At 71.7% G+C, this 21,826-nt stretch carries 23 protein-coding genes; 16 read left to right on the plus strand and 7 right to left on the minus strand.

Annotation, left to right across the window (positions count from 1 at the left end):
• Positions 1 to 313: 313 nt before the first annotated feature.
• The 3 genes from KM933_RS20130 to KM933_RS20140 all read left to right on the plus strand — a co-directional run bounded on the left by KM933_RS20130 (position 314) and on the right by KM933_RS20140 (position 2,901).
• A complete protein-coding gene (locus KM933_RS20130; protein ID WP_221354120.1) occupies positions 314 to 1,111 on the plus strand; it encodes an aldolase in 798 nt (265 codons plus the stop codon).
• Positions 1,111 to 2,040, plus strand: a complete 930-nt coding sequence (locus KM933_RS20135; protein WP_221354122.1) for a dihydrodipicolinate synthase family protein — start codon at positions 1,111 to 1,113, stop codon at positions 2,038 to 2,040. The genes KM933_RS20130 and KM933_RS20135 overlap by 1 nt, the downstream gene beginning before the upstream one ends.
• Before the next feature lie 279 nt (positions 2,041 to 2,319).
• Positions 2,320 to 2,901, plus strand: a complete 582-nt coding sequence (locus tag KM933_RS20140) for a helix-turn-helix domain-containing protein (protein WP_221354124.1) — start codon at positions 2,320 to 2,322, stop codon at positions 2,899 to 2,901.
• 25 nt (positions 2,902 to 2,926) lie between these two features.
• On the opposite strand, the gene KM933_RS20145 is transcribed toward KM933_RS20140, so the two are convergent.
• On the minus strand, positions 2,927 to 3,523 hold the full coding sequence (locus KM933_RS20145) for a MarR family winged helix-turn-helix transcriptional regulator (RefSeq protein ID WP_221354126.1): 597 nt from the start codon (positions 3,521 to 3,523) through the stop codon (positions 2,927 to 2,929).
• A 126-nt stretch (positions 3,524 to 3,649) separates the two neighbouring features.
• Between KM933_RS20145 and KM933_RS20150 the strand changes: the two genes are divergently transcribed.
• On the plus strand, positions 3,650 to 4,192 hold the full coding sequence (locus tag KM933_RS20150) for a carboxymuconolactone decarboxylase family protein (RefSeq protein ID WP_221354127.1): 543 nt from the start codon (positions 3,650 to 3,652) through the stop codon (positions 4,190 to 4,192).
• 532 nt (positions 4,193 to 4,724) lie between these two features.
• Positions 4,725 to 5,690 carry a 3-hydroxyisobutyrate dehydrogenase gene (mmsB, locus tag KM933_RS20155; protein ID WP_221354129.1) on the plus strand — a complete coding sequence of 322 codons (966 nt, stop codon included), beginning with the start codon at positions 4,725 to 4,727 and terminating at the stop codon, positions 5,688 to 5,690.
• Between the two features lie 65 nt (positions 5,691 to 5,755).
• On the opposite strand, the gene KM933_RS20160 is transcribed toward mmsB, so the two are convergent.
• Complete coding sequence (locus tag KM933_RS20160) at positions 5,756 to 6,823, minus strand: Ppx/GppA family phosphatase (protein ID WP_221354131.1); 1,068 nt, start codon at positions 6,821 to 6,823, stop codon at positions 5,756 to 5,758.
• A 115-nt stretch (positions 6,824 to 6,938) separates the two neighbouring features.
• On the opposite strand from KM933_RS20160, the gene KM933_RS20165 reads away from it, so the two are divergent.
• A complete protein-coding gene (locus KM933_RS20165; protein WP_221354133.1) occupies positions 6,939 to 7,322 on the plus strand; it encodes a DUF6479 family protein in 384 nt (127 codons plus the stop codon).
• A 50-nt stretch (positions 7,323 to 7,372) separates the two neighbouring features.
• Here the strand turns inward: KM933_RS20165 and KM933_RS20170 are convergent, their stop codons facing one another.
• On the minus strand, positions 7,373 to 7,954 hold the full coding sequence (locus tag KM933_RS20170; RefSeq protein ID WP_221354135.1) for a cysteine hydrolase family protein: 582 nt from the start codon (positions 7,952 to 7,954) through the stop codon (positions 7,373 to 7,375).
• A gap of 160 nt (positions 7,955 to 8,114) precedes the next feature.
• Between KM933_RS20170 and KM933_RS20175 the strand changes: the two genes are divergently transcribed.
• Complete coding sequence (locus KM933_RS20175; RefSeq protein ID WP_221354137.1) at positions 8,115 to 9,080, plus strand: LLM class F420-dependent oxidoreductase; 966 nt, start codon at positions 8,115 to 8,117, stop codon at positions 9,078 to 9,080.
• 72 nt (positions 9,081 to 9,152) lie between these two features.
• Here the strand turns inward: KM933_RS20175 and KM933_RS20180 are convergent, their stop codons facing one another.
• Positions 9,153 to 9,539 carry a VOC family protein gene (locus KM933_RS20180; protein ID WP_221354139.1) on the minus strand — a complete coding sequence of 129 codons (387 nt, stop codon included), beginning with the start codon at positions 9,537 to 9,539 and terminating at the stop codon, positions 9,153 to 9,155.
• A gap of 71 nt (positions 9,540 to 9,610) precedes the next feature.
• Between KM933_RS20180 and KM933_RS20185 the strand changes: the two genes are divergently transcribed.
• A complete protein-coding gene (locus KM933_RS20185) occupies positions 9,611 to 10,150 on the plus strand; it encodes a GNAT family N-acetyltransferase (RefSeq protein ID WP_221354141.1) in 540 nt (179 codons plus the stop codon).
• A gap of 32 nt (positions 10,151 to 10,182) precedes the next feature.
• Here KM933_RS20185 and KM933_RS20190 read toward each other — a convergent pair whose 3' ends face one another.
• On the minus strand, positions 10,183 to 10,866 hold the full coding sequence (locus KM933_RS20190; protein WP_221354142.1) for a glycerophosphodiester phosphodiesterase: 684 nt from the start codon (positions 10,864 to 10,866) through the stop codon (positions 10,183 to 10,185).
• A 399-nt stretch (positions 10,867 to 11,265) separates the two neighbouring features.
• Between KM933_RS20190 and KM933_RS20195 the strand changes: the two genes are divergently transcribed.
• From KM933_RS20195 to KM933_RS20205, 3 genes are read left to right on the plus strand one after another with little or no spacing between them, the layout of a single operon-like run.
• Positions 11,266 to 12,663, plus strand: a complete 1,398-nt coding sequence (locus KM933_RS20195) for a DUF6421 family protein (RefSeq protein WP_221354144.1) — start codon at positions 11,266 to 11,268, stop codon at positions 12,661 to 12,663.
• Positions 12,664 to 12,701: 38 nt separating this feature from the next.
• Positions 12,702 to 13,466: an SDR family oxidoreductase gene (locus tag KM933_RS20200; RefSeq protein WP_221354146.1), complete on the plus strand. Its 765-nt coding sequence runs from the start codon at positions 12,702 to 12,704 to the stop codon at positions 13,464 to 13,466.
• Entirely contained in the window at positions 13,463 to 14,533 is a 1,071-nt protein-coding gene (locus KM933_RS20205; protein WP_221354232.1) for a threonine aldolase family protein, read from the plus strand. The genes KM933_RS20200 and KM933_RS20205 overlap by 4 nt, the downstream gene beginning before the upstream one ends.
• A 68-nt stretch (positions 14,534 to 14,601) precedes the next feature.
• On the opposite strand, the gene KM933_RS20210 is transcribed toward KM933_RS20205, so the two are convergent.
• Positions 14,602 to 15,330, minus strand: a complete 729-nt coding sequence (locus KM933_RS20210) for a lysophospholipid acyltransferase family protein (RefSeq protein WP_221354148.1) — start codon at positions 15,328 to 15,330, stop codon at positions 14,602 to 14,604.
• A 332-nt stretch (positions 15,331 to 15,662) separates the two neighbouring features.
• Here KM933_RS20210 and KM933_RS20215 point away from each other — a divergent pair, with 332 nt between their 5' ends.
• The 4 genes from KM933_RS20215 (at position 15,663) to KM933_RS20230 (ending at position 18,930) form a co-directional block, all read left to right on the plus strand.
• The gene (locus KM933_RS20215) at positions 15,663 to 16,040 is read left to right on the plus strand and encodes a TlpA family protein disulfide reductase (RefSeq protein ID WP_260333857.1); all 378 of its coding nucleotides are present in this window, start codon (positions 15,663 to 15,665) and stop codon (positions 16,038 to 16,040) included.
• Positions 16,041 to 16,320: 280 nt separating this feature from the next.
• Complete coding sequence (locus KM933_RS20220) at positions 16,321 to 16,830, plus strand: flavin reductase family protein (RefSeq protein WP_221354150.1); 510 nt, start codon at positions 16,321 to 16,323, stop codon at positions 16,828 to 16,830.
• Between the two features lie 255 nt (positions 16,831 to 17,085).
• On the plus strand, positions 17,086 to 17,871 hold the full coding sequence (locus tag KM933_RS20225; RefSeq protein WP_221354152.1) for an electron transfer flavoprotein subunit beta/FixA family protein: 786 nt from the start codon (positions 17,086 to 17,088) through the stop codon (positions 17,869 to 17,871).
• Between the two features lie 96 nt (positions 17,872 to 17,967).
• Positions 17,968 to 18,930 carry an electron transfer flavoprotein subunit alpha/FixB family protein gene (locus KM933_RS20230; RefSeq protein WP_221354154.1) on the plus strand — a complete coding sequence of 321 codons (963 nt, stop codon included), beginning with the start codon at positions 17,968 to 17,970 and terminating at the stop codon, positions 18,928 to 18,930.
• Between the two features lie 84 nt (positions 18,931 to 19,014).
• On the opposite strand, the gene KM933_RS20235 is transcribed toward KM933_RS20230, so the two are convergent.
• The gene (locus KM933_RS20235; protein ID WP_221354156.1) at positions 19,015 to 19,917 is read right to left on the minus strand and encodes an endonuclease/exonuclease/phosphatase family protein; all 903 of its coding nucleotides are present in this window, start codon (positions 19,915 to 19,917) and stop codon (positions 19,015 to 19,017) included.
• 346 nt (positions 19,918 to 20,263) lie between these two features.
• Here KM933_RS20235 and KM933_RS20240 point away from each other — a divergent pair, with 346 nt between their 5' ends.
• A complete protein-coding gene (locus KM933_RS20240; RefSeq protein WP_221354158.1) occupies positions 20,264 to 21,592 on the plus strand; it encodes a DUF6986 family protein in 1,329 nt (442 codons plus the stop codon).
• The last annotated feature ends 234 nt before the right edge of the window (positions 21,593 to 21,826 follow it).

A 21,826-nucleotide genomic window follows, 5' to 3' on the forward strand; every position in this document is an offset into this window, starting at 1 on the left:
CGCACGGCTCGGCGCGGACCGCTCGAGGCGCTTGCCCGGCGGAGGGACGCCCGCTCCGGTCCGGTCGGGCCGGTCGCCCGACGTGGACGCTGCCGCCGCCCTCCGGGCAGAGCAGGACACCGCGGTGCGGGACGCCCGGACGTGCCGCCGCGGCCGCCCGTGCGCCGGCCGCGCGGCGGGCGTCCACCCTTGCGCAAGGACACAAGGTGTCCTATGGTCAACCTTGTTTCCTCCACGTGCCGTCCGGGTGCTGTCCCGGACGGCACCCGGACGCGAGGCCCGCGACGGACGGGCCTCGGAACTGGAGCAGAGAATGGCAAGCACCTTGCGGGAGTCGAAGGACGTCCTCGTCGACCACGCCAAGCGGCAGATGGACGACCACTTCGGCGACTCGGAGCTGACCACGCGCCAGAAGCTGGCCCTGACGTGCCGCATCGCCTTCGACGGCGGACACGACTCAGGTCTGGCCGGGCAGATCAGCGCCCGCGGACAGAACCCCGGCACCTACTACACCCAGCGGCTGGGACTCGGCTTCGACGAGATCACCGAGGGCAACCTGCTGCTGGTCGACGAGGACCTGCGGGTCCTGGAAGGGGAGGGGATGCCGAACCCCGCGAACCGCTTCCACAGCTGGATCTACCGCGTCAGGGAGGACGTCGGCTGCATCGCCCACACCCACTCCCTGCACACCGCGGCCCTCGCGATGCTGGAGATCCCCCTCCAGGTCTCCCAGATGGACACCACTCCCCTGTACGACGACTGCGCCTTCCTCAAGGAGTGGCCGGGCATCCCCGTGGGCAACGAGGAGGGCGAGATCATCGCCGGCGCCCTCGGCGACAAACGGGCCGTCATCCTGGCCCACCACGGCCAGCTCGTGACCGGAGCCACCGTGGAAGAGGCGTGCAACCTGGCGCTGCTGATCGAGCGCGCCGCACGCCTCCAGCTCCTCGCCATGTCGGCGGGGACCATCCGGCCCCTCGACCCGGAGCTCGCCCGTGAGGCCCACGACTGGACCTCCACCGACCGCCGCAGCAAGGCGAACTTCGCCTACTACGCACGCAGGGCGCTGCGCAACCACCCCGACTGCCTCTCGGGCCGGGTGGAACTCTGATGGTGAACCCGCCCCTGAGAGGCATCGTCTCCTACCCCGTCACTCCCTTCGACACGGCCACCGGCGGAGTCGACCTCGCCGCCCTGGCCCGGCTCACCGAAGACCTGGTGGCCGCGGGCAGCCACGCCGTCGCCCCGCTGGGCAGCACCGGTGAGGCCGCGTACCTGCGCGAGGTGGAATGGGACGCCGTCTGCGAGACCACGGTGCAGACCGTCGCGAAGAGGGTTCCCACCCTGGTGGGTGTCTCGCACTGGAGCACGGAGGGCGCGGTGCGCCGGGCCCGGGTGGCCGCGCGCAACGGGGCCACCGCGATCATGGTGCTCCCGCAGGTGTACTGGAAGCTGACGGACACGGAACTGGAGCGGCACTACGCCGCGGTGGCGGCCGCCACCGACCTTCCGATGATGCTCTACAACAACCCCGGCACCAGCGGTGTCGACCTGCTGCCGAAGACCGTGGCCGCGCTCGCGCGCAGAATACCGAACCTCACCATGGTCAAGGAGAGCTCCGGCGACGTCGCCCGCTTCCGCGCCATCCGTGAACTGTCCGACGGGGCGCTGTCCGTCTACAACGGGAACAATCCGGTCGCGCTGGAAGCCTTCCGCTCCGGCGCCGTCGGCTGGTGCACCGCCTCGCCCTGTCTGGTGCCGCAGTGGGCCCTGGCGCTGTACGACGCGGCGACCGGCGGGGACGACGAACGGGCCGACGCCGTCCTCGCGGAGCTGCTGCCGTTCCTGCGGTTCATCGTCGGCGAGGGCCTGCCGAGGGCCGTCAAGGCGGGCCTGCGGCTCCAGGGCCGTGGGGCCGGTGACCCGCGCATGCCGTTGCTGCCCCTGCCGGACCGGGAGACAGGGCGGCTCCGGGAGATGCTGGGGCACCTGGCGCGGCACCCGCTCGTGGACGGTACGGCGGCGGACTCCACCCCCTGAGACCCGCCCTTCGCGCACTCCGTTCGCGAGGAACCCGGACCAGGGACCGGCAGTCGCCACCCATGAGCCCATGAGCCCATGAGCCCATGAGCCCATGAGCCCATGAGCCCATGAGCCCATGAGCGGTCATGGTCCCTCCCGTGGGTGGCTCCGCCCCGCCGCGGCGTCCTGAAGCACCCCCTGGGAAACGTGGTTTATGATAGGAAACCGTGTTTCCCGCGCGGAAGCGGCCCCGCCGGCCGGGGTCCGGCCGCAGGGCTGCTGAGGGGAGAGCCGGCAGTGATCAACCGTGTACGGCAGCTGCGCAAGGAACGGCTCATGACGCTGGAGGCGCTGGCCGAGCGTTCCGGTGTCACCAAGAGCTACCTCTCGAAGGTCGAGCGCGGTCGCAGTGTCCCCTCGATCGCCGTCTGCGCCTCACTGGCCAAAGCTCTGCACGTCCCGCTGGACAGTCTCTTCGCCGATGCCCAGGAACTCGACGACGTGACGGTCACCCGGGCGGGGGAGCGGCAGGAGCTGACCTCCAGTGAGGAACCCGGTACCCGTTACGAGGGGATAGCGCTCCAGGCCGGCACCAAGAGCATGGCCCCCTTCATGCTCCACCCCCCGCACGACGCCGACCACGTGCCGTTCCGTGACCACCCCGGCGAAGAATTCGTCTTCGTCCACGAGGGGCGGGTCGAACTCGTCCTGCCCTCGCACGCCATCACCCTCGAACCGGGGGACTCCGCCTACTTCAAGGGCACCACACCCCACAAGGTCCGCTCGCTCGGCACCCGGCGGGCGGCCCTCCTCCTCCTCGTGACCGGCGATCCCGCCGGTCCGGACGCCCCCCAGGTGCCGCACTCCCGCCTGCCCTGACCCCGGTCCCGCCCCGGACGCGGGTTCAGGGGGCCAGGTGGTCGGGGCACTCCAGGCGCAGTTCGGCATCGCCGAAGGCGTTGTCGACGAACGCGCAGTGGTGCGGTTTGTCGCTGTCCGGGTGGACCCGGGGGCGGAAGTGGGAGCACGTCAGGCACATACGGGTGACCGGGACGGCCCGCTGGTCCTGCAGTGACCTGATCATGCTGCTCATGCCGCGCAGCATGGCCGCGAGGTCTTCCTGTCCGAGGGCCGACATGGCTTCGGTGAACTCCGCGGGCAGCCGGGCGAGACGCTCGGCCTCCGCCCCGCCGGCCTGTGTGAGGGTCAGTGACACGGCGCGCGCGTCGGACACGTCGCGCCGCCGCTCGACGAGCCCTTTGGCGGTGAGGGTCTTCACCGCGTCGCTGATCGTCGGAGGGGTCGACGCGAGCGAGACGGCCAGCTCGCTGAGCCGGCGGGGCCGGGGATCCCCGGCCAGCAGCACGATGATGTCCGCCTGCAGCGGGGAGAGGCGGTGGGGCCCCGTGTTGCGGTAGCTGCTGATGCGCAGCGCCTGCCCGAGGCGCGTGATGCCCACCATCAGCTGCTCGTGGGGCGGTGTGCCCGGCACGTCTTTCATGACACTCCCCGATGACGAGTTCGTACTTGCCATAGTAGGCACTGCCAAGTTATGTTGGCAGTGCCAAACAACATTGGCACTGCCAAGCAATATTGGTGCGAAGAACCTTCCAGAGAGGACCCGTCCATGTCCCGCCTTTCCGCCGTCGACCCGGCGACCGCTGAGCCCACGGCCAAGTCACTGCTGAACAAGGTCGAGCGCGCGCTCGGCACGACACCGAACATGATGCGTGCCATGGCCGTGTCGCCCGCCGTCCTCGACGCCTACCTCTCCCAGAGCGGCGCCCTCTCCAAGGGCGCCCTGCCCGCGGCCGTCCGTGAGCAGATCGCCCTCGTCGCCGCGGTGGAGAACTCCTGCGAGTACTGCTACGCCGCCCACCACGTCCTCGGCGAGCGCGCCGGCGTGAGCGGCGACGACCTCAAGACCGCCGGACAGGGCCAGGCGGCCGACCACAAGACGCAGGCCGCCCTGAAGTTCGCCAAGGCCGTCATCGAGACCCGCGGCTTCGTCTCCGACCAGGACCTCGAAGAGGTCCGTGCCGCAGGTCACGGCGACGGCGAGATCGGCGAGATCGTCGCCAACGTCGCGCTGAACGTCTTCACCAACTACTTCAACTCCGTGGCCCGCACGGACGTCGACTTCCCCGTCGTCGCCCTGCCCGGCAAGTAGCCCCGGGCGGTCCCGGCGGCCCGTGGCCCGTCCCGGGGGTGCGTACCCCACCGTGCCCCCGGGACGGCCCGTCGGCCGGCACACGGCTGCGGAGCGTGCCGCGGGGACACCCTCCCCGTGCCTGCCGCCCACCACGGCCGCACCGGCACGGTGCGGACCCCGACCCGCCGCACGCCGCACGCCGGACGCCGGACGACGGACGACGGACGAACGAGAGGACCAGATGCCGGAATTACCGCAACGCGCGGCCCGCGATGTCATCAACGACGGCTACCGGGCCGACGCGCTGCGCCGGGAGACAGCCGCCGGCCTCACGGACGCCTCCCGGCTGAACGAAGGACTCGGCACCGTCGTCGTGGCCCGCCGCGCGGACCCCTCGCAGCTGCCACGCGTCGTCCAGTGCGGTCCTGGTCGGCCTGCTGACGGCGGCCGGTTACGACTGCCGGGTGGAGAGCGTGCCGGCGCTGCGCGGCACCGGATACCGCAACGTGTACGCGATCCGGCGGGACGACCCCGTGGAACCGTCCGACGGATGACCTCCCGTGTGCGGCCGTCAGCCACGAGACAAGGAGAAGGCATGTCCGACACATGGGTGGCCTTCATGGGCCTCGGCACCATGGGCCGTCCGATGGCGGAGCGGCTCGTCGCCGCGGGGTACCGCCTGGCGGTGTACGACCCGCTGCCCGAGGCGCTGGACGCCCTCGCGGCCGTGGGCGCGCAGGCCGCCCCGTCCGCCCGGAAGGCGGTGACCGGCGCCCGGGTGGTGATCACGATGCTGCCGGACGGTCCGCACGTCCGGGAGGCCCTCACCGGCCCCGAAGGCGTTCTGCAGGAGATGTCCCCCGGCAGCACCCTGATCGACATGAGCACCATCGACCCGCCGACCAGCAAGGAGCTGGCCGGTCTGGCCCGGCGGCACGGTGTGCGCATGCTGGACGCCCCGGTGAGCGGTTCCAGCGCCGGAGCCGTGGACGGCACCCTCACGGTGATGGTGGGCGGCGACGCCGGTGTCCTGGCCGAACTCCGGCCGCTGCTCTCGGTGCTGGGACGGAACGTCGTGCACTGCGGCGACCACGGCGCGGGAGTGTCCGTGAAGCTGGCCAACCAGATCGTCGCGGGTACCTCGATGGTGGCCGTCGCCGAGAGCTACGCGCTGGCCCAGAGCCTCGGCATCGACCCCAGGCTGCTCTTCGACGTCGTGTCGGCGAGCTCCGGCGACTGCTGGGCGCTGCGCACCCGGCCGCCGGTACCGGGGGTCCTGGGGACCAGCCCCGCGGACGACGGCTTCCGTCCCGGCTTCAGGGGCGCGCTGATGCGCAAGGACCTCGACCTCGCACTCGCCACGGCCGAGGCGCACGCGGTGAACCTGCCGGTCACCTCCCGGGCCCGGGAGCTGTACGCGCAGCTGACCGGGAAAGGGCTGGACGACCGGGACTTCTCGGCGGTCTTCACCCTGCTCGCCGGGGAAGGGCCCGGGACACGGCCGCCGCGCCGCTGACCACATCGATCACGGGCATCGGGACCGTACCCGGGGCCGGGCCCCGGTGGGACGAACAGCCCCCGTCAGCCCGGGTGCTGCACCGAGGCCGCGGTGGCGGCCACGGGCGTCTCCTCGCTCCCGCGCAGAGGGCGGAGCATCAGCGGCGTCGCGCCCTCCGCGGTCTCCGTGACGTCCGCGGTCTGCCGGCCGTACACGTCCCACCAGTCGGAGCTGCCGTCCTCGATGCAGCGCAGCAGCACCCCTTCGCGCAGCGCCCAGGGGCAGATGGTCACCTCGTCGATGCCCATCAGCTTCATCGTCGTGTGCGCGACGACCGCTCCGGCCAGCGACTGGCCGGAGCGCGCGAGGGAGATCCCCGGCAGGAGGGCACGTTCGGCGGCCGGCAGCACCGCGAGCTGCTGCACGGCCCTGCCGAGGTCGGAACGGGTCATGCTGCGGGGCGTGAAGGGCCCGAAGCGGCCGGGGGGCGCCCCGCAGAGCCGGCCCAGCTGCTGGAACGTCCGGGAGGTGACGACCGCAGTCCGGGGGGCCTCCCACCGGATGCGGGCCGCGACGTCGCGCAGCTGGTGGCGTACGTGCCGACGCAGCAGTTTGGTCCGGTGCGGCGACGGCGGGTCCTGGCCGCGGAAGAACTCGCGGGTCAGCCGGTTGGCGCCCAGCGGCAGTGAGATCGCGAAGTCGGGCAGCCGGCTCCGGCCGAAGGCCACCTCCAGCGTGCCGCCCCCGATGTCGAGCAGGGCCAGTGGCCCCGCGCGCCAGCCCATCCAGCGACGGGCGGCCAGGAAGGTCAGTTCGGCCTCCACCTCGCCGGGCAGCACGTGCAGGGGCACTCCGGCCTCCGCGGCGACCCGTCCGAGGACCTCCTGGCGGTTCGGCGCGTCCCGCACGATCGCGGTGGCGAAGGCGAAGGGCCGGGGCACCCCCCAGCGCCGCCCTTCGGCGCGGACGTCCCGCACCGCCTCCACCAGGCGGTCCACCTGCTCGGACGGCAGCCGGCCGCCCGGTTCCACATGGGCGGAGAGCCGCAGGGGACGCTTGGCGGTGTGCACGGGAAGCGGAACCGCCCCGTCCGTCTCCGCGATCACGAGTCGCACCGTGTTCGAGCCGACGTCGAGGACACCCATTCGCATCCCCTCCCCGTACCCTCCGCCGCCCCCGGCACACCACCCGAATGGGTTTGGCGGTACATGTGTGGGAAACCCTTTGTGGCCCGTTTGCGCCATTCTGCGGGGGTACTCATATGTCATGGAGAGCTTCGGCAGGGCCGTAGTGATCCCGCACGAAGTCGTGGCCGGCCCGGAACCCTTCGTCGTGGGACCCCTCGTGGTGGGACTTCTGGTCGCGGCGGTACTGGTCACGGCGGTGTGGTGGGGCATCCGCGTGCGCGGCCGGGAGCCCTGCCCGCCGCGACCCGAGGAGCAGCCCCGGCTCCCCGAGACCGGCGCGGTCCGCGAGATCAGGGAGGCGCGCGAACCGGACGAGATGCCGCACGACGGCAGCGTCCTCACCACGCACGAGCTGCGGTCGCCGGGCAACATGTCCACACGGCGCGCCAGGGACCAGAAGCGGCGCCGGTGGAACCAGAACAGCGGTGGCGGGTTCGACAGCGGCGGCCTGGGCCACCACTGAGGCGCCGGGGCCGGCCGCGGGCCCCGGCGCGGTGCGTGCGAATCCGAGGATCAGAGACGTGCCGTCTCGGCCGTGCGGATCTGCGCCGACATGTTCCGCTCCATCATCCGCAGCGCCGCGTCCGCGAGGTCGTCGTGGATGTGGGCGACCGCGTCCGAGGGGATCGTCACCTCCAGGTGCCGGATGTGGGCGTCGAGCGCGGAGTACAGCACGCACTGCTCGGTCAGCTGGCCGCACAGCACGACGTGGCCGACACCGAGCTGGCTCAGCAGATAGTGCAGCGGTGTCTCGAAGAAGATCGAGTGACGTGCCTTCACGACGAACAGCGACCTGTCGTCGGGGCGTATCGGTTCGACGAGATCCGCGTGGGGCCCCGCGAGCGCGGTCTCCAGCATCTCCCCGTGGTGCGAACGCCACTCGCCGAAGTTGTCGTTGACGTAGATCACCGGCACGTCCCGTTCGCGGGCCCGCTCCAGCAGGCGTACGACCGCGGGCACCGCCTTGCGCGCCGCCGGGAGCAGGTGCTCGGCGTCCTCGTGGTCGTACGTGCTGATCATGTCGATGACGATGAGCGCGGTCCTCTCCGCCCCGTCCGTCGTTTCGGTCCGGTCGGTCCGGTCGGTCCGGTTCATCTGCCCTGTCTGATGCGTCTGGGATTCAGGCTTGTCCATGGTTTCCGTGATTCCGCTCGGTGGGGGTGGAAGCGGGTGACTGGATCGTCTGTGTACGGGCACTCGGGTGCCGCTCGCGGGAAGGACGTTTCGGGTACCCCCGACAGGCTATGAGGAACATATGGTGCAAATCGGCTATACGATGATGACCGAGCAGGCCGGACCGCGTGAACTCGTACAGCACGTGGTGGCCGCCGAGAAGGCCGGGTTCGACTTCTCGGTCACCTCCGACCACTACTTCCCCTGGCTCGCGGAGCAGGGACACGCGCCCTACGCGTGGAGCGTCCTGGGCGCCGCCGCGCAGGCCACCTCCACGATCCCCCTCATGACGTACGTGACCTGTCCGACGACCCGTTACCACCCCGCGGTCGTCGCCCAGAAGGCCGCCACCCTGCAGTTGCTCGCGGAGGGCCGCTTCCGGCTCGGGCTCGGTTCCGGCGAGAACCTCAACGAGCACGTGGTGGGCGCCGGCTGGCCCGCGGCGCACGTACGCCTGGAGATGCTGGAAGAGGCTGTCGAGATCATCCGCGCGCTCTTGGAGGGCGGGAACGTCAACCACCACGGCACGCACTTCGACGTGGAGAACGCCCGGCTCTTCGACCTGCCGGACGAGCCGCCGGCCATCGGTGTCGCCGTCTCCGGCGAGCGCTCCTGCGCGCTGGCCGGCCGCCTCGCCGACCTGGTGATCGCCACCGAGCCGAAGGCCGAGCTGATCGACTCCTTCGACCGGCACGGCGGCAACGGCAAGCCCCGGGTGGGCCAGCTGCCCATCTGCTTCGACACCGACAAGGACGCCGCGGTGGCCCGGGCGCACGAGCAGTTCCGCTGGTCGCTCGGCGGCTGGCCGGTCAACTCCGAGCTCCCCGGCCCGGCGAGCTTCGACACGGCCACGCAGTACGTCCGTCCCGAGGACGTCGCCGAGGGCATCCCGTGCGGCGACGACGTCGACGCCGTCGTCGAGGCCGTCCGCCCCTACGCCGACGCGGGCTTCACCGAGGTCGCCCTGGTCCAGATCGGCGGCGACCAGCAGTACCCCTTCCTGGACTGGGCCGAGAAGGAGCTGCTGCCCGCGCTCAGGGAGCTCTGAACCCGGGGACCGGCCGGGGGCGGACGGCGGCTCCCGGCGGCCGCCCCGACCGGCGGCCGCCCCCGGGACCGCTCACGGCCGGTACCGCAGCGGATGGTCCGACGGCACCTCCACCACCGCGATCCGCGTCCCGTCCGGATCCGCGAGCCACATCTCGACGAGTCCCCACGGCTCCTTCACCGGCGGTCGGAGCACCTCGACCCCCGCGGCCACGAGCTCCTCGTACGCCGCTGTCACGTCGGCCACCTGGAGCCACAGCCGGACGGCGGGGGAGGGCGGTTCCCCGCCGCGGCCCGAGACCTCCAGGAAACCGCCGCCCAGGAAGTAGACGGTGCCCCGCTCGGGGCCCGTACCGAACTCGCGGTAGACGGGCAGCCCCAGCTTCCCGCCGTAGAACTCGCGGGAACGCTCGGGGTCGGCGGGGCGGAGCAAGGTCCGGCTGCTCAATACATGCACCATGTCTCCCGAGCCTAGGGGGAGCGTTACGCTCTCCGGTGCCCGAGCCGCGCCCGAGATCGGAGAACCGCCCCATGCGCACCGCCCGCGACGGACTGACCTTCCGTGACGCCGTCGACGCAGACGTGGACGCCCTCGTCGCCCTGGTCGAGTCGGCGTACCGGGGAGATTCGAGCCGGGCCGGCTGGACCACCGAGGCGGACATCCTGGAAGGGCAGCGGACGGACCCGGAAGGCGTCCGCGCGGTCGTCAAGGCGCCCGACAGCCGGCTGCTGACGGTCGAGCGCGAGGGCACGCCGATCGCCTGCTGCCAGGTCGAACACCGCGGTACGTACGCCTACTTCGGCATGTTCGCGGTCAGTCCGGCCCTCCAGGGGGCGGGCCTCGGCAAGGTGATCATCGCCGAGGCCGAGCGACTGGCCCGTGAGACGTGGGGGGTCACGGAGATGCACATGACCGTGATCTCCGTGCGCGAGGACCTCATCGCCTGGTACGAGCGGCGCGGCTACCGCCGTACGGGAGAGACGACCCCCTTCCCGTACGGCGACGAGCGGTTCGGCATCCCGCTCCGCGAGGACCTGCGGTTCGAGCTCCTGGTGAAGCCGCTCGCATAATCGTTACGCCGTGTCGTCACACCGCCGTGTCGTCACGCCGTGAAGCGGCCGGTGCGTTTGATCTCGGGGTAGTCGGTGGTCGCGCCGTCCAGCTCCAGCGCGCGCACCAGCCGCAGCTGGTCCTGGGTGTTCACGACCCAGCCGATGATCCGCAGGTCCGCCTTGCGCGCCCGCTCGACGATCTCCAGGGTCAGCCGCCGGATGTTGAGCACGAGACAGGCGGCACCGGCCGAGGTCGCCCGCTCCACGACGTCGGTGCCGTAGCGGCTCGCCACCAGTGCCGTGCGGACGCCGGGCACGAGCCGCGCGATCTCGGCGATCGCCCCGTCGTGGAAGGACAGGACCTCGACCCGGCCGACCAGGTCGCGCCGGTTCATGACCTCGGCCAGTGCCCGGGCCGCGGCCACGTCCTTGATCTCGGCCTGGAGCGGGGCCGTGACGGCGTCCAGGACCTCCTCGAACACCGGGACGCGCTCGCCGCGTCCCGCGTCCAGCGTGCGCAGCTCGGCCAGGGTCTTCTCGGCGATCGGCCCCGACCCGTCGGTCGTACGGTCCACGTCGGCGTCGTGCATGACGACGAGCGCGCCGTCCTTGCTCAGGTGCAGGTCCAGCTCGATCAGGTCGAGACCCGCCTGCTGGGCGGCGATGAAGGAACGAAGGGTGTTCTCGGGTTCGACACCCATGATCCCGCGGTGACCGATGGTGAGGAAGTTCAAGGGGTGACTCCGCTTCCGTCGACGGCGGCTCGGCTGCCGCGCTGCGGTCCCGTGCCCACGCGGCCAGGCCGCAGCCTAGTGGTCCCGCCGGACGGCGCACCCGCTCCGGTGGCGGGGAAGCGCCCCTGCCCGCCCCGCCCGTGAGCCCCGGCGCGCCCTTTTCGCCTCACTCCCGCGTGGGCGAGTCCTCAGCGGGTTGACAGGACCCCGGAGCCGAGCCGGCCGAACCTCGGAAGCTCCCCGGCGGGCAAGTGAAGTATTCGCCCTCCGGATGTTTCACAGGAAAAACAACTGCGAAGTTGCTGGCGGGCAGGATAATCTCTCGCAGCTCCACTTGTGGCGAAGACTCTCGGACACATACGGTGTCCATACGCGAGGTTCTCCCGTGGAGGATGGGTCATGACGGAAATTCTTGTGCAAGTGGGCGCGGAGGAGCGGATTCCTCCCCGGAGCAGGGTAGTGAGCCACCCGGCCTGGCCCGTGCTCAAGGATGCCGTGGAGCGGATCCGGCCATGGCAGTCCAAGGACGGGTCGATCGACTTCGAGGCCGAGACCGCCCCCGACCCCTCCGACGTGGACCTGGCCGTGCGCCACGTCATGGACGCCGTCCAGGAGCTGTCGCCGCTCCTCCCGCACGACGCGGAGTACCACGCGGCGCTCGTCGAGGACCTCCGGCGCTGGGCCGACGGCGGCTTCCGGGTGCCCGACTTCCTCGACTCGCTGCTGGCCTTCCGGCCCGCGGCGCACCGCGAGGACGGCCTCGAACACCTCGTCCTCTTCCCGATGTACACGCAGAACGGCAACCCGGACCGCAACTTCGAGGCGGTCGTGCTGCGCATGGTCTGGCCCGACTGGCTGGCCGAGCTGGAGCGCACCCGCTACGACAACCCGCTCTTCTGCGGCATCACCTTCGTGGACTTCACGGCCGGTTACGACACCAACTCGGCCGTCCTCTTCCCGGAGACCATCGCCGTGCGCGAGGCCCCGGAGCGGTTCAGCTGGGGCGGCATCTTCTGCGACCGCGAGGCCGCACGCTTCCGCAGGGTCACCGAGGCCGCCGTCGACACGCTCGGCCTCGAACTGCCCGACGACATCCGGGAGATGGTCGGCGACCAGGCACGCTGCGAGCAGGCGTTCGTCCTGTGGGACATGGTCCACGACCGCACCCACAGCCACGGCGACCTGCCCTTCGACCCCTTCATGATCAAGCAGCGCCAGCCGTTCTGGATGTACGGCCTGGAGGAGCTGCGCTGCGACCTCACCGCCTTCAAGGAGGCCGTGCGCCTGGAGGCCGACGGCGTCCCGCAGGGCCGTGACGTCCAGTACGCGGTGCTGTTCGACCGCATGTTCCGCTTCCCGGTGACCGGCGACCGCGTCCGCAACTACGACGGCCTCGGCGGCCAGCTGCTCTTCGCCTACCTGCACAAGCACGACGTCGTCCGCTGGACCGACAACAGGCTGTCCATCGACTGGCAGCGCGCCCCGCAGGTCACCAACCAGCTGTGCGCCGAGATCGAGAAGCTGTACCGCGACGGCATCGACCGCCCGAAACTGGTCCACTGGTTCGCCGCCTACGACCTGGTGTCCCGCTACCTCGCGCCGCACCCCGGCTCCCGCTGGGCCAAGGGCCCCGACGCCCTCGACCTGACGCTGCCGCCGCGGAAACTGGTGGACGACGTGCTTCCGGACGAGTTTCCCCTGAGCATGTTCTATGAGGCGCTTGCCAAGAAGCTGAAGAACGTGATCGCCTCGACCCGGGGCATCACGGCGGCGAGCGCCGAGCGGGTGGCCGCGTGAGCGACCGCGTCCGGAACACTGCTCAGGAGGCGAGGACCATGGGGAACGGGAACGGCGGGGCACTGGGCGGAGCGGTGATCGCGGTGGCCGGCGCGGGCGGGCCCGTGGGCAGGGCGACCCTGCTGCGGCTGGCCGAGGCGGGCGCCGTGGTGGTCGGCTCCGACAACGATCCGGAGCGGCTGGCCGAGGCGGTGGACGCGGCCCGCTACGCCCACGGCGGCGCCACCGTCGTCGGTGACACGGTGGACCTGCTCGACCGGGAGTCGGCCAGGGAGTGGGCCGGCCGCGTCGAGAAGGACTTCGGGCGCGTCGACGGCCTGGTCCACCTCGTCGGCGGCTGGCGCGGCAGCGAGACCTTCACCAAGACCAGTCTCGACGACTGGGACCTCCTGGAGATGCTGCTCATCCGCACCGTGCAGCACACCTCCCTCGCCTTCCACGAGGCACTGCAGCGCAGCGACCGCGGCCGGTACGTCCTGATCAGCGCCGCGGGCGCGACCAGGCCCACCGCGGGCAACGCCGCGTACGCGGCCGCCAAGGCCGCCGCCGAGGCGTGGACGCTGGCCATGGCCGACTACTTCCGCAAGGCGGGGAAGTCGGAGGGGGCCGAAGGCCCGACGTCCGCGGCCGCCATTCTCGTCGTGAAGGCACTGGTGCACGACGCGATGCGCGCCGAGCGCCCGAACGCGAAGTTCGCGGGCTTCACGGACGTCAAGGACCTGGCCGAGGCCATCGTCGGCGTCTGGGAGCAGCCCGCCCCCGAAGTGAACGGAAAGCGTCTGTGGCTGACCGAGAAGCCCTGAACCCGCCGAGGACGGACGCCCGGCGGCGCCATGACCCGCGGGTGCGCGGTTTCGCCAGCGACAACTACGCGGGTGCCCACCCCGAGGTGCTCGCCGCCCTGGCGCTGGCCAACGGCGGGCACCAGATCGCGTACGGCGAGGACGACTACACCGGACACCTCCAGCAGGTGATGCGCGGGCACTTCGGTGCGGGCGCCGAGGCGTTCCCCGTCTTCAACGGCACGGGTGCCAACGTCGTGGCCCTGCAGGCGCTCACCGACCGCTGGGGCGCGGTGATCTGCGCGGAGAGCGCGCACATCCACGTCGACGAGGGCGGCGCCCCCGAGCGCATGGGCGGACTCAAACTGCTCACCGTGCCCACGCCCGACGGAAAGCTGACGCCCGAGCTGATCGACCGGCAGGCGTACGGCTGGGACGACGAGCACCGGGCGATGCCCCAGGTCGTGTCGATCACCCAGAACACCGAACTGGGCACGGTCTACACGCCCGACGAGGTCCGCGCGATCTGCGACCACGCCCACGGGCACGGTATGAAGGTGCACCTCGACGGCGCCCGGATGGCCAACGCGGCCGCCTCCCTGGACGTACCGATGCGGGCGTTCACCAACGCGGCCGGCGTGGACGTCCTGTCCTTCGGCGGCACGAAGAACGGTGCGCTGTTCGGCGAGGCCGTCGTCGTCCTGAACAGGGACGCCGTCAGCCACCTGAAGCACCTGCGCAAGCTGTCGATGCAGCTCGCCTCGAAGATGCGCTTCGTCTCGGTGCAGCTGGAGGCCCTGCTCGCCAAGGACCTGTGGCTGCGCAACGCCCGCCACGCCAACGAGATGGCCCAGCGCCTCGCCGAGGGCGTGCGCGCGGTGCACGGCGTCGAGATCCTGCACCCGGTGCAGGCCAACGCGGTCTTCGCCCGGCTGCCCCGCGACGTGAGCGAGCGCCTGCAGAAGCGGTACCGCTTCTACTTCTGGGACGAGGCCGCGGGGGACGTCCGCTGGATGTGCTCCTTCGACACGACCGAGGACGACGTCGACGGCTTCGTGGCGGCGCTCAAGGAGGAGATGGCCCACTGACGGCCCGGATCGCGGGCGGGCACGGTTCCTTCCACGCGCCCGGCCCGGGCCGCCCCGTCCGGTGCGGCTCAGCGGGCCTCGGCGGCCTTCACCTCTTCGGGGGTGGGGGCCGTCCCGCCGAGGTGTGCCGGCATCCACCAGGTGTCGTCCGGGCCCTTGGGGTGTACGGGGTAGGCGCGCTGCGCGGCTTCCAGGAGCTCCTGCACGCGCTCGCGCACCTGCCGGGTGACCGCGCCCGCGTACTTGTCGGGGGAGGCGTCGATCGTCTCGCCGACGCGGATGGTGATCGGGGTGTGGCTGCGTCTGAAGTTCTTCGCGTGGCCCTTGGTCCACAGCCGCTGCGTACCCCACAGGGCCATCGGGATCAGCGGGACGCCCGCCTCCTGGGCCATGCGCGCGGCGCCCGACTTGAAGCTCTTCAGCGTGAACGACTGGGAGATCGTGGCCTCGGGGAAGACCCCGACGATCTCGCCGGAGCGCAGCGACTCCAGTGCGTGCGCGTACGCCGTCTCGCCCTGCTTGCGGTCCACGGGGATGTGCTTCATGTTGCGCATCAGGGGACCGGAGACCTTGTGCCGGAACACCGACTCCTTCGCCATGAAGCGGACCAGGCGCTTCTGGGGCAGGGCGGCGAGACCGTCGAAGATGAAGTCGAGATAGCTGATGTGGTTGCTCACCAGCACGGCACCGCCCGTGCGCGGGATGTTCTCCGAACCCTTCAGGTCGATCTTCAGGTCCCAGGCCTTGAACAACGTCCGGGCGAGACCGATGACGGGACGGTAGACAAGCTCAGCCATGAACGGCGTGGACCCTTCTCTGTTCTGCCTGGGGAGGGGCTCCCCGCGGGGAACTTACGCTGCCGTAGGTTTACGGCGTTGCGCAGATCGTGCCCGAAGAACGGACGAGTGACCAGCCCTGGCGCCATGGATCGGCGAGATCCTCGTCACGTCATCCATTGATCCACCTCGGCGTTTTACGTCTTTTTTGCTCCACACGAGCCCCGCCCGCCGTACGGGCGGGTGCGTCCCGTGACCGGCGCAGTACCCGGGCACCGGGGTGGAGGACACGGCCGGGCACTGCCGATGCCCGACCGGTACGGCCGCCGGGAATCTTTGCGGGCCCGTGGACGCTGGAGCAGGGGAGGACCGGTGTCGGAGCGGGGAGGGTCGCGGTGCGCGGGCGGGACGGCGGAAGACGGCTGGATGCGGCCGAACTGGGGGCGGACCTCGGTGAGCGGGCCACCCTCGTCCAGTTCTCCAGTGCCTTCTGCGCACCCTGCAGGGCCACCCGCAGGGTGCTCCGCGAGGTGGCCGGGATGGTCCCGGGCGTACGGCACGTCGAGATCGACGCCGAGGACCGGCTCGCCCTCGTGCGCGAGCTCGGCATCCTGAAGACCCCGACCGTCCTCGTCCTCGACGCCGGGGGACACGTCGTGCGCCGCGCGACCGGGCAGCCGCGCAGGGCGGACGTGATCGCCGCGCTCGGCGAAGCGGTCGGCACCCCCTGACCGACGAGACCGGAGGCCACGGTGACGCTTCTCCCAGATGCCGGGACGCACTTGACTGCATCAACCACCCGTCGTCAGCCTGGCCGTATGTCCATGGAACTCCTCTTCCCCGGGCTCTCCGGGTTCTTCGGGCTCTCCGGGCCCTTTGCGCCCCCGGTGCCCGCCGGGCGTGACCGCACGCGTGCCTCCGCGGTCGTCCGCGGCGCGGGCGGCGGGCGCTGTCCGGGGTGCTGAACAGCTCAGGCCCCCCGCTCCCGGACGCGCGCAGAAGGACGATTCCATGACGGCCACACCCGATCTCCGTACCGCCCGGCCCGCCTCCGCCGAACTGCTCCGCTCCGTCTTCCGGCGGCACGCGGCCGGTGTCGCCGTGATCACCGCACGGGACGACGAGGGTCCCGTCGGCTTCACCGCCACCTCGCTCGCCTCCGTGTCCGCCGAGCCTCCGATGATCTCCTTCGGGATCGGTACCGGTGCCTCCAGCTGGCCCGCGGTCTCGCGGACGGACCACGTCGGCGTCCATGTGCTCGGCGAGCACCAGCAGGACCTGGCCGCCACCTTCGCCCGCAGCGGCGCCGACCGCTTCGGCAGGCCCACCGCCTGGCGGGAGGGTCCCGAGGGGGTGCCCGTGCTGGGCGGTGTCCTCGCCTGGCTGGTGTGCCGGATCGTGGCCCGTGTCCCCGCGGGCGACCACCGCGTCGTGCTGGCCGAGGTGGTCCTCGGGGACCCCGCCGGGGCCGGCCGTCCCCTCCTCTACCACCAGGGACGGTTCAGCGGTCTGCGGGAGTGATCCCGCCGGGCGGCCCGTGTGCCGGCGCGGCCGTCCCACCCGCGGGCGGGACAGGTTCCGATTACGCTGCGTTGCGAAGGTCACAGTTCAAAGCGCTTGCTTAGAGGGAATGACCTGCGGGAGCGTAGGAGTGCGTACTGGCGAGTAATATTTCGTCCGGAGCGTGGGCAGCCCCCACCGGGAACAGCCGCTTCAGGCGCCTATGCTGCCCGTAAGCAGGCAGCCCAGAAAAGACGATGCAGTAGGAGAGCCGGCGTGAGCTTGAGGATCGTTGTCACCGTGAAGTACGTGCCCGACGCCACCGGCGACCGGCACTTCGCCGAGGACCTGACCGTCGACCGCGACGACGTGGACGGCCTGCTGTCGGAGCTCGACGAGTACGCGGTCGAGCAGGCCCTGCAGATCGCCGACGAGGCGGACGACGCGGAGATCACCGTGCTGACCGTCGGCCCCGAGGACGCCAAGGACGCCCTGCGCAAGGCGCTGTCCATGGGCGCCGACAAGGCGATCCACGTCGAGGACGACGACCTCCACGGCACCGACGCCATCGGCACCTCGCTCGTGCTGGCCAAGGCGATCGAGAAGGCCGGCTACGACCTGGTCGTCTCCGGCATGGCCTCCACCGACGGCACCATGGGCATCGTGCCCGCGCTGCTGGCCGAACGTCTGGGCGTCCCGCAGGTCACGCTGCTCTCCGAGGTCTCCGTCGAGGACGGGGTCGTGAAGGGCCGCCGTGACGGCGACAGCGCCTCCGAGCAGCTGGAGGCGTCCCTGCCGGCGGTCGTGTCGGTCACCGACCAGTCGGGCGAGGCCCGCTACCCGTCCTTCAAGGGCATCATGGCGGCCAAGAAGAAGCCGGTGGAGTCCTGGGACCTGTCCGACCTAGGTCTGGAGGCGGACGAGGTCGGCCTGGAGGGTTCCTGGACCAAGGTCGACTCCGCCACCGAGCGCCCCGCGCGCACCGCAGGCACGATCGTCAAGGACGAGGGCGAGGGCGGCAAGCAGCTCGCCGCCTTCCTCGCGGAGCGCAAGTTCGTCTGACGCGGCCTCGCGGGCCGGAAGCTCCTCCGGGACGCGCACCCGCCGCAGGCTCCCCGACCGCCCATCGTCTTCCGCAAGCAGGAGAGAAGAAGTCCCATGGCTGAAGTTCTCGTCTACGTCGACCACGTGGACGGCGCCGTCCGCAAGCCCACCCTGGAGCTGCTGACGCTCGCCCGCCGCATCGGTGACCCCGTCGCCGTCGCGCTCGGCAACGGCGCCGCGGACACCGCCGCCGCGCTCGCCGAGCACGGCGCGGTCAAGGTCCTCACCGACGACGCCGCCGAGTACGCCGACTACCTCGTCGTACCGAAGGTGGACGCCCTCCAGGCCGCCGTCGAAGCCGTGTCCCCGGCCGCCGTACTGGTGCCCTCCTCGGCCGAGGCCAAGGAGATCGCCGCCCGTCTCGCGCTGCGCATCGGCTCCGGCATCATCACCGACGCCGTCGACCTGGAGGCCGGCGACGAGGGCCCGGTGGCCACGCAGTCCGTGTTCGCCGCCTCGTACACCACCAGGACCCGTGTCTCCAAGGGCACCCCGGTCATCACCGTCAAGCCGAACTCGGCCGCCGTGGAGGCCGCCCCGGCCGCCGGCAGCGTCGAGGCGCTGTCCGTCACCTTCTCGGACAAGGCGACCGGCACCAAGGTCACCGGCCGTACCGAGCGCGAGTCGACGGGCCGCCCGGAGCTGACCGAGGCCGCGATCGTGGTCTCCGGCGGCCGCGGTGTCAACGGCGCCGAGAACTTCGGGCTCATCGAGGCCCTCGCCGACTCCCTCGGCGCGGCCGTCGGCGCCTCGCGCGCCGCGGTGGACGCCGGCTGGTACCCGCACACCAGCCAGGTCGGCCAGACCGGCAAGAGCGTGTCCCCGCAGCTGTACATCGCCTCCGGCATCTCCGGCGCGATCCAGCACCGCGCCGGCATGCAGACCTCCAAGACGATCGTGGCGGTCAACAAGGACGCCGAGGCCCCGATCTTCGACCTGGTCGACTACGGCGTGGTCGGCGACCTCTTCGAGGTCGTCCCGCAGCTCACCGAGGAGATCAGGACCCGCAAGGGCTGAGCACCTCCCCGAAGAGCCGGCCGAAGGGGCCCCGGTGACCGTCACGGTCACCGGGGCCCCGCCCCGTTCCGGACGCAGGCCGCCTCACGCCAGGGTCAAGGACGCCTGTACGGGCAGGTGGTCGCTCGGGAACTGCCCGTTCACGGAGAAGGTGTTGACGGACGCCCGGTGCGTGCGCACACCGGGCGAGGTGAGGATCCAGTCGATGCGGTCGCCGTCCGGCACCAGCGGCCGGTACCCGTGGAACGTGCCGTACAGCCTGCTGCGCCCGGCCGCCGTCTCCCAGGTGTCGACGAGTCCGGCGCCGAGCATCGTGTCGTGGACCGGGTTCCCGCGGGCGGGGACGTTGAAGTCGCCCGTCACCACGAGCGGCAGGGAGCGGTCGAGCCGCGTGATCCGTTCGGCGATCAGGGCCGCGGCACGCGCGCGTGCGTGCTGACTGGCGTTGTCCAGGTGGGTGTTGAGGAGGTAGAACTCCCGCCGCCCGTCCCGCAGGTCCCGGAAGCGGACCCAGGTCACCATGCGGACGGACCCGCCGCCCCAGGTGTTCGAGCCGATCACGCCGGGGGTGTCGGAGAGCCAGAAGTGGTCGTACTCGACCGGGGCGAGTCTGCGGGTGTCGTAGAAGACCGCCATGAACTCGTCCCGGCTGCCGCCCGCACGGCCCGTGCCGATCCAGTCGTAGGCTCCGCCGAGGTCCGTCGCGATGTCGCGCACCTGCTGGTACAGGCCCTCCTGGGTGCCGATCACATGGAGCCGCTCCCGGCGGAGCAGTTCACGGGTGACGGGACGCCGGACGGTCCAGCTGTTGGGCTCCGTGGTGCTCGCGTACCGCAGGTTGAACGACATGACCTCCAGTTGTCCACGGCGGTCCGCCGCCGAGGCGGACGAGTGGGAGAGCGCTGTGCCGGACAGGGGCAGGGCGACCGCTGCGCCGAGAGCGGTCTTGAGTCCCAGACGGCGCGTGACTCGGCTGTGACGGGGCACGGAGGGCTCCTTCTGTGGCGGGTGCCGGTTGTACGGCGGATGCCGGTCGAGTCGTGCGCCTCGCAGTCTCGAAGTTCGGCGTGAACATGTCGAGATGCCGGGGTGGACCCCGCGGGAAGCCCGCGCGTGCTGCGGGAGGCCCGGGCGGAGCGGGGTGCCGCGGGCCCGGTGTGCGGTGCGCGGTGCCCGTCGGCGGTGCGGCGGGAACACGGGTGTTGACCGGCTGCGGGGGCACGGATAACTTCGCTCCACGGATTGCTGATTCCGCTTCCCGGAAGCCGGAAGCCGGAAGCCGGAAGCCGGAAGCCGGAAGCCGGAAGCCGGACGCGGAAGCGGGAGGTCGTGCATGGGCCGAGAGCGGCGGGACCGGCGGGACCGACGGGAAAAGGTGGCGACGACCCTCGCGGGTGCCGTCGGCGAGGAGATCGGCACCTTCCTCGCCCCGGTCGACGCCGAGTTGGAGCGTGGCTACCCCGGAGACCCCGGCACCCGCCAGCCCGTCCACACCGTGTACGTGCCCGGTGACGCCTTCGCCGCCGGCACCGTCCGCTCCTGGGGCGACCGGGCCCTCGCCGCCCTCGACCGGCACGCGCCCGACGCCGCCTCCTTCGCCGCCGTGCTCGGCCTCCCCGACCACCTCGCGGAGCCGGTGTACGACCGGGTGCGCGCCAAGCTGGAGCGCGAGCCCGTCGAAGACCTGCGGATCGACTTCGAGGACGGCTACGGAACCCGCCCCGACGCCGAGGAGGACGAGGCGGCGGCCCGCGCGGCCCGGCTGGTCGCGGAGGCCCACGCCCGCCGGGACGGCACGGCGGCCCCGTACACGGGCATCCGGGCGAAGTGCATGGAGGCGCCGGTCCGCGACCGGGGCATCCGCACGCTCGACATCTTCCTCACCGGGCTGATGGAGGCGGGCGGACTGCCCGGCGGACTGGTGCTGACGCTGCCGAAGGTGACGTACGCGGAGCAGGTCACCGCGATGGTGCGCCTCCTGGAGGAGTTCGAGGAGGCGCACGGGCTGGATCCGGGCCGGATCGGGTTCGAGATCCAGATCGAGACCAGCCAGGCCGTCCTCGCCTCCGACGGCACGGCGACCGTGGCCCGTATGATCCGGGCCGCCCGGGGCCGCGCCACCGGACTGCACTACGGGACCTTCGACTACAGCGCCTGCCTCGGCGTCCCGGCCGCGTACCAGGCGAGCGACCACCCGGCCGCCGACCACGCCAAGGCGGTCATGCAGGTCGCGGCCGCCGGTACCGGTGTGCGCGTCTCGGACGGTTCCACCAACGTGCTGCCGGTCGGCCCGACGCCCAAGGTCCACGACGCCTGGCGCCTGCACCACGCACTCGTCCGCCGCGCGCTCGCCCGCGCCTACTACCAGGGCTGGGACATGCACCCCGGACACCTGCCGACCCGGTACGCGGCCGTGTTCGCCTTCCACCGCGAGGGGTTCGAGCAGGCCGCGGCACGGCTCGTCGCGTACGCCGGCCGCGTCGGCGGCGACGTGCTGGACGAGCCCGCCACCGCCGGGGCCCTCGGCGGGTATCTGCTGCGCGGCCTGGACTGCGGGGCCCTCGACACCGCGGAGGTGACGCGGGCGACCGGCCTCACACGCGCCGACCTGGAGGGTTTCGCGGTGCCGCGGCGCGGCTACCCGGCGGCCCCGGCCACGTAGTGGCCCCGCCCCAACTGCTCCCACCCGCCCGCCCGTCCTTCCGTGCCGTCACCGGCGCCCCGTGGCCGTGATACGGGCGCTGCTTCACCGACGTCGTACTCCCCAGGGGCGGGGACCGTCATGCGTCGTGCGGCCTTCGTCGTGCGGCCTTCCCGGACGAAGAGCCGTGCGCCTCGCCACGGAGCCGCGGATCGCCGCGCGCCCGGGACCCGGGACCCGGGACCCGGGAAGGGA

This window comes from Streptomyces beigongshangae (genome assembly GCF_019710745.1).
GTDB classification, from domain to species: domain Bacteria; phylum Actinomycetota; class Actinomycetes; order Streptomycetales; family Streptomycetaceae; genus Streptomyces; species Streptomyces beigongshangae.

Bases quoted from the DNA above. Each gene is read 5' to 3' on its own strand.
- KM933_RS20160 (WP_221354131.1), bottom strand. From the start codon at position 6,823: ATGCGAATGGGTGTCCTCGACGTCGGCTCGAACACGGTGCGACTCGTG.
- KM933_RS20165 (WP_221354133.1), top strand. From the start codon at position 6,939: ATGGAGAGCTTCGGCAGGGCCGTAGTGATCCCGCACGAAGTCGTGGCC.
- mmsB (WP_221354129.1), top strand. From the start codon at position 4,725: ATGACCTCCCGTGTGCGGCCGTCAGCCACGAGACAAGGAGAAGGCATG.
- KM933_RS20170 (WP_221354135.1), bottom strand. From the start codon at position 7,954: ATGAACCGGACCGACCGGACCGACCGGACCGAAACGACGGACGGGGCG.
- KM933_RS20230 (WP_221354154.1), top strand. From the start codon at position 17,968: ATGGCTGAAGTTCTCGTCTACGTCGACCACGTGGACGGCGCCGTCCGC.
- KM933_RS20130 (WP_221354120.1), top strand. From the start codon at position 314: ATGGCAAGCACCTTGCGGGAGTCGAAGGACGTCCTCGTCGACCACGCC.
- KM933_RS20135 (WP_221354122.1), top strand. From the start codon at position 1,111: ATGGTGAACCCGCCCCTGAGAGGCATCGTCTCCTACCCCGTCACTCCC.
- KM933_RS20200 (WP_221354146.1), top strand. From the start codon at position 12,702: ATGGGGAACGGGAACGGCGGGGCACTGGGCGGAGCGGTGATCGCGGTG.
- KM933_RS20185 (WP_221354141.1), top strand. From the start codon at position 9,611: ATGCGCACCGCCCGCGACGGACTGACCTTCCGTGACGCCGTCGACGCA.
- KM933_RS20220 (WP_221354150.1), top strand. From the start codon at position 16,321: ATGACGGCCACACCCGATCTCCGTACCGCCCGGCCCGCCTCCGCCGAA.
- KM933_RS20195 (WP_221354144.1), top strand. From the start codon at position 11,266: ATGACGGAAATTCTTGTGCAAGTGGGCGCGGAGGAGCGGATTCCTCCC.
- KM933_RS20240 (WP_221354158.1), top strand. From the start codon at position 20,264: ATGGGCCGAGAGCGGCGGGACCGGCGGGACCGACGGGAAAAGGTGGCG.
- KM933_RS20210 (WP_221354148.1), bottom strand. From the start codon at position 15,330: ATGGCTGAGCTTGTCTACCGTCCCGTCATCGGTCTCGCCCGGACGTTG.
- KM933_RS20145 (WP_221354126.1), bottom strand. From the start codon at position 3,523: ATGAAAGACGTGCCGGGCACACCGCCCCACGAGCAGCTGATGGTGGGC.
- KM933_RS20150 (WP_221354127.1), top strand. From the start codon at position 3,650: ATGTCCCGCCTTTCCGCCGTCGACCCGGCGACCGCTGAGCCCACGGCC.
- KM933_RS20175 (WP_221354137.1), top strand. From the start codon at position 8,115: ATGGTGCAAATCGGCTATACGATGATGACCGAGCAGGCCGGACCGCGT.
- KM933_RS20180 (WP_221354139.1), bottom strand. From the start codon at position 9,539: ATGGTGCATGTATTGAGCAGCCGGACCTTGCTCCGCCCCGCCGACCCC.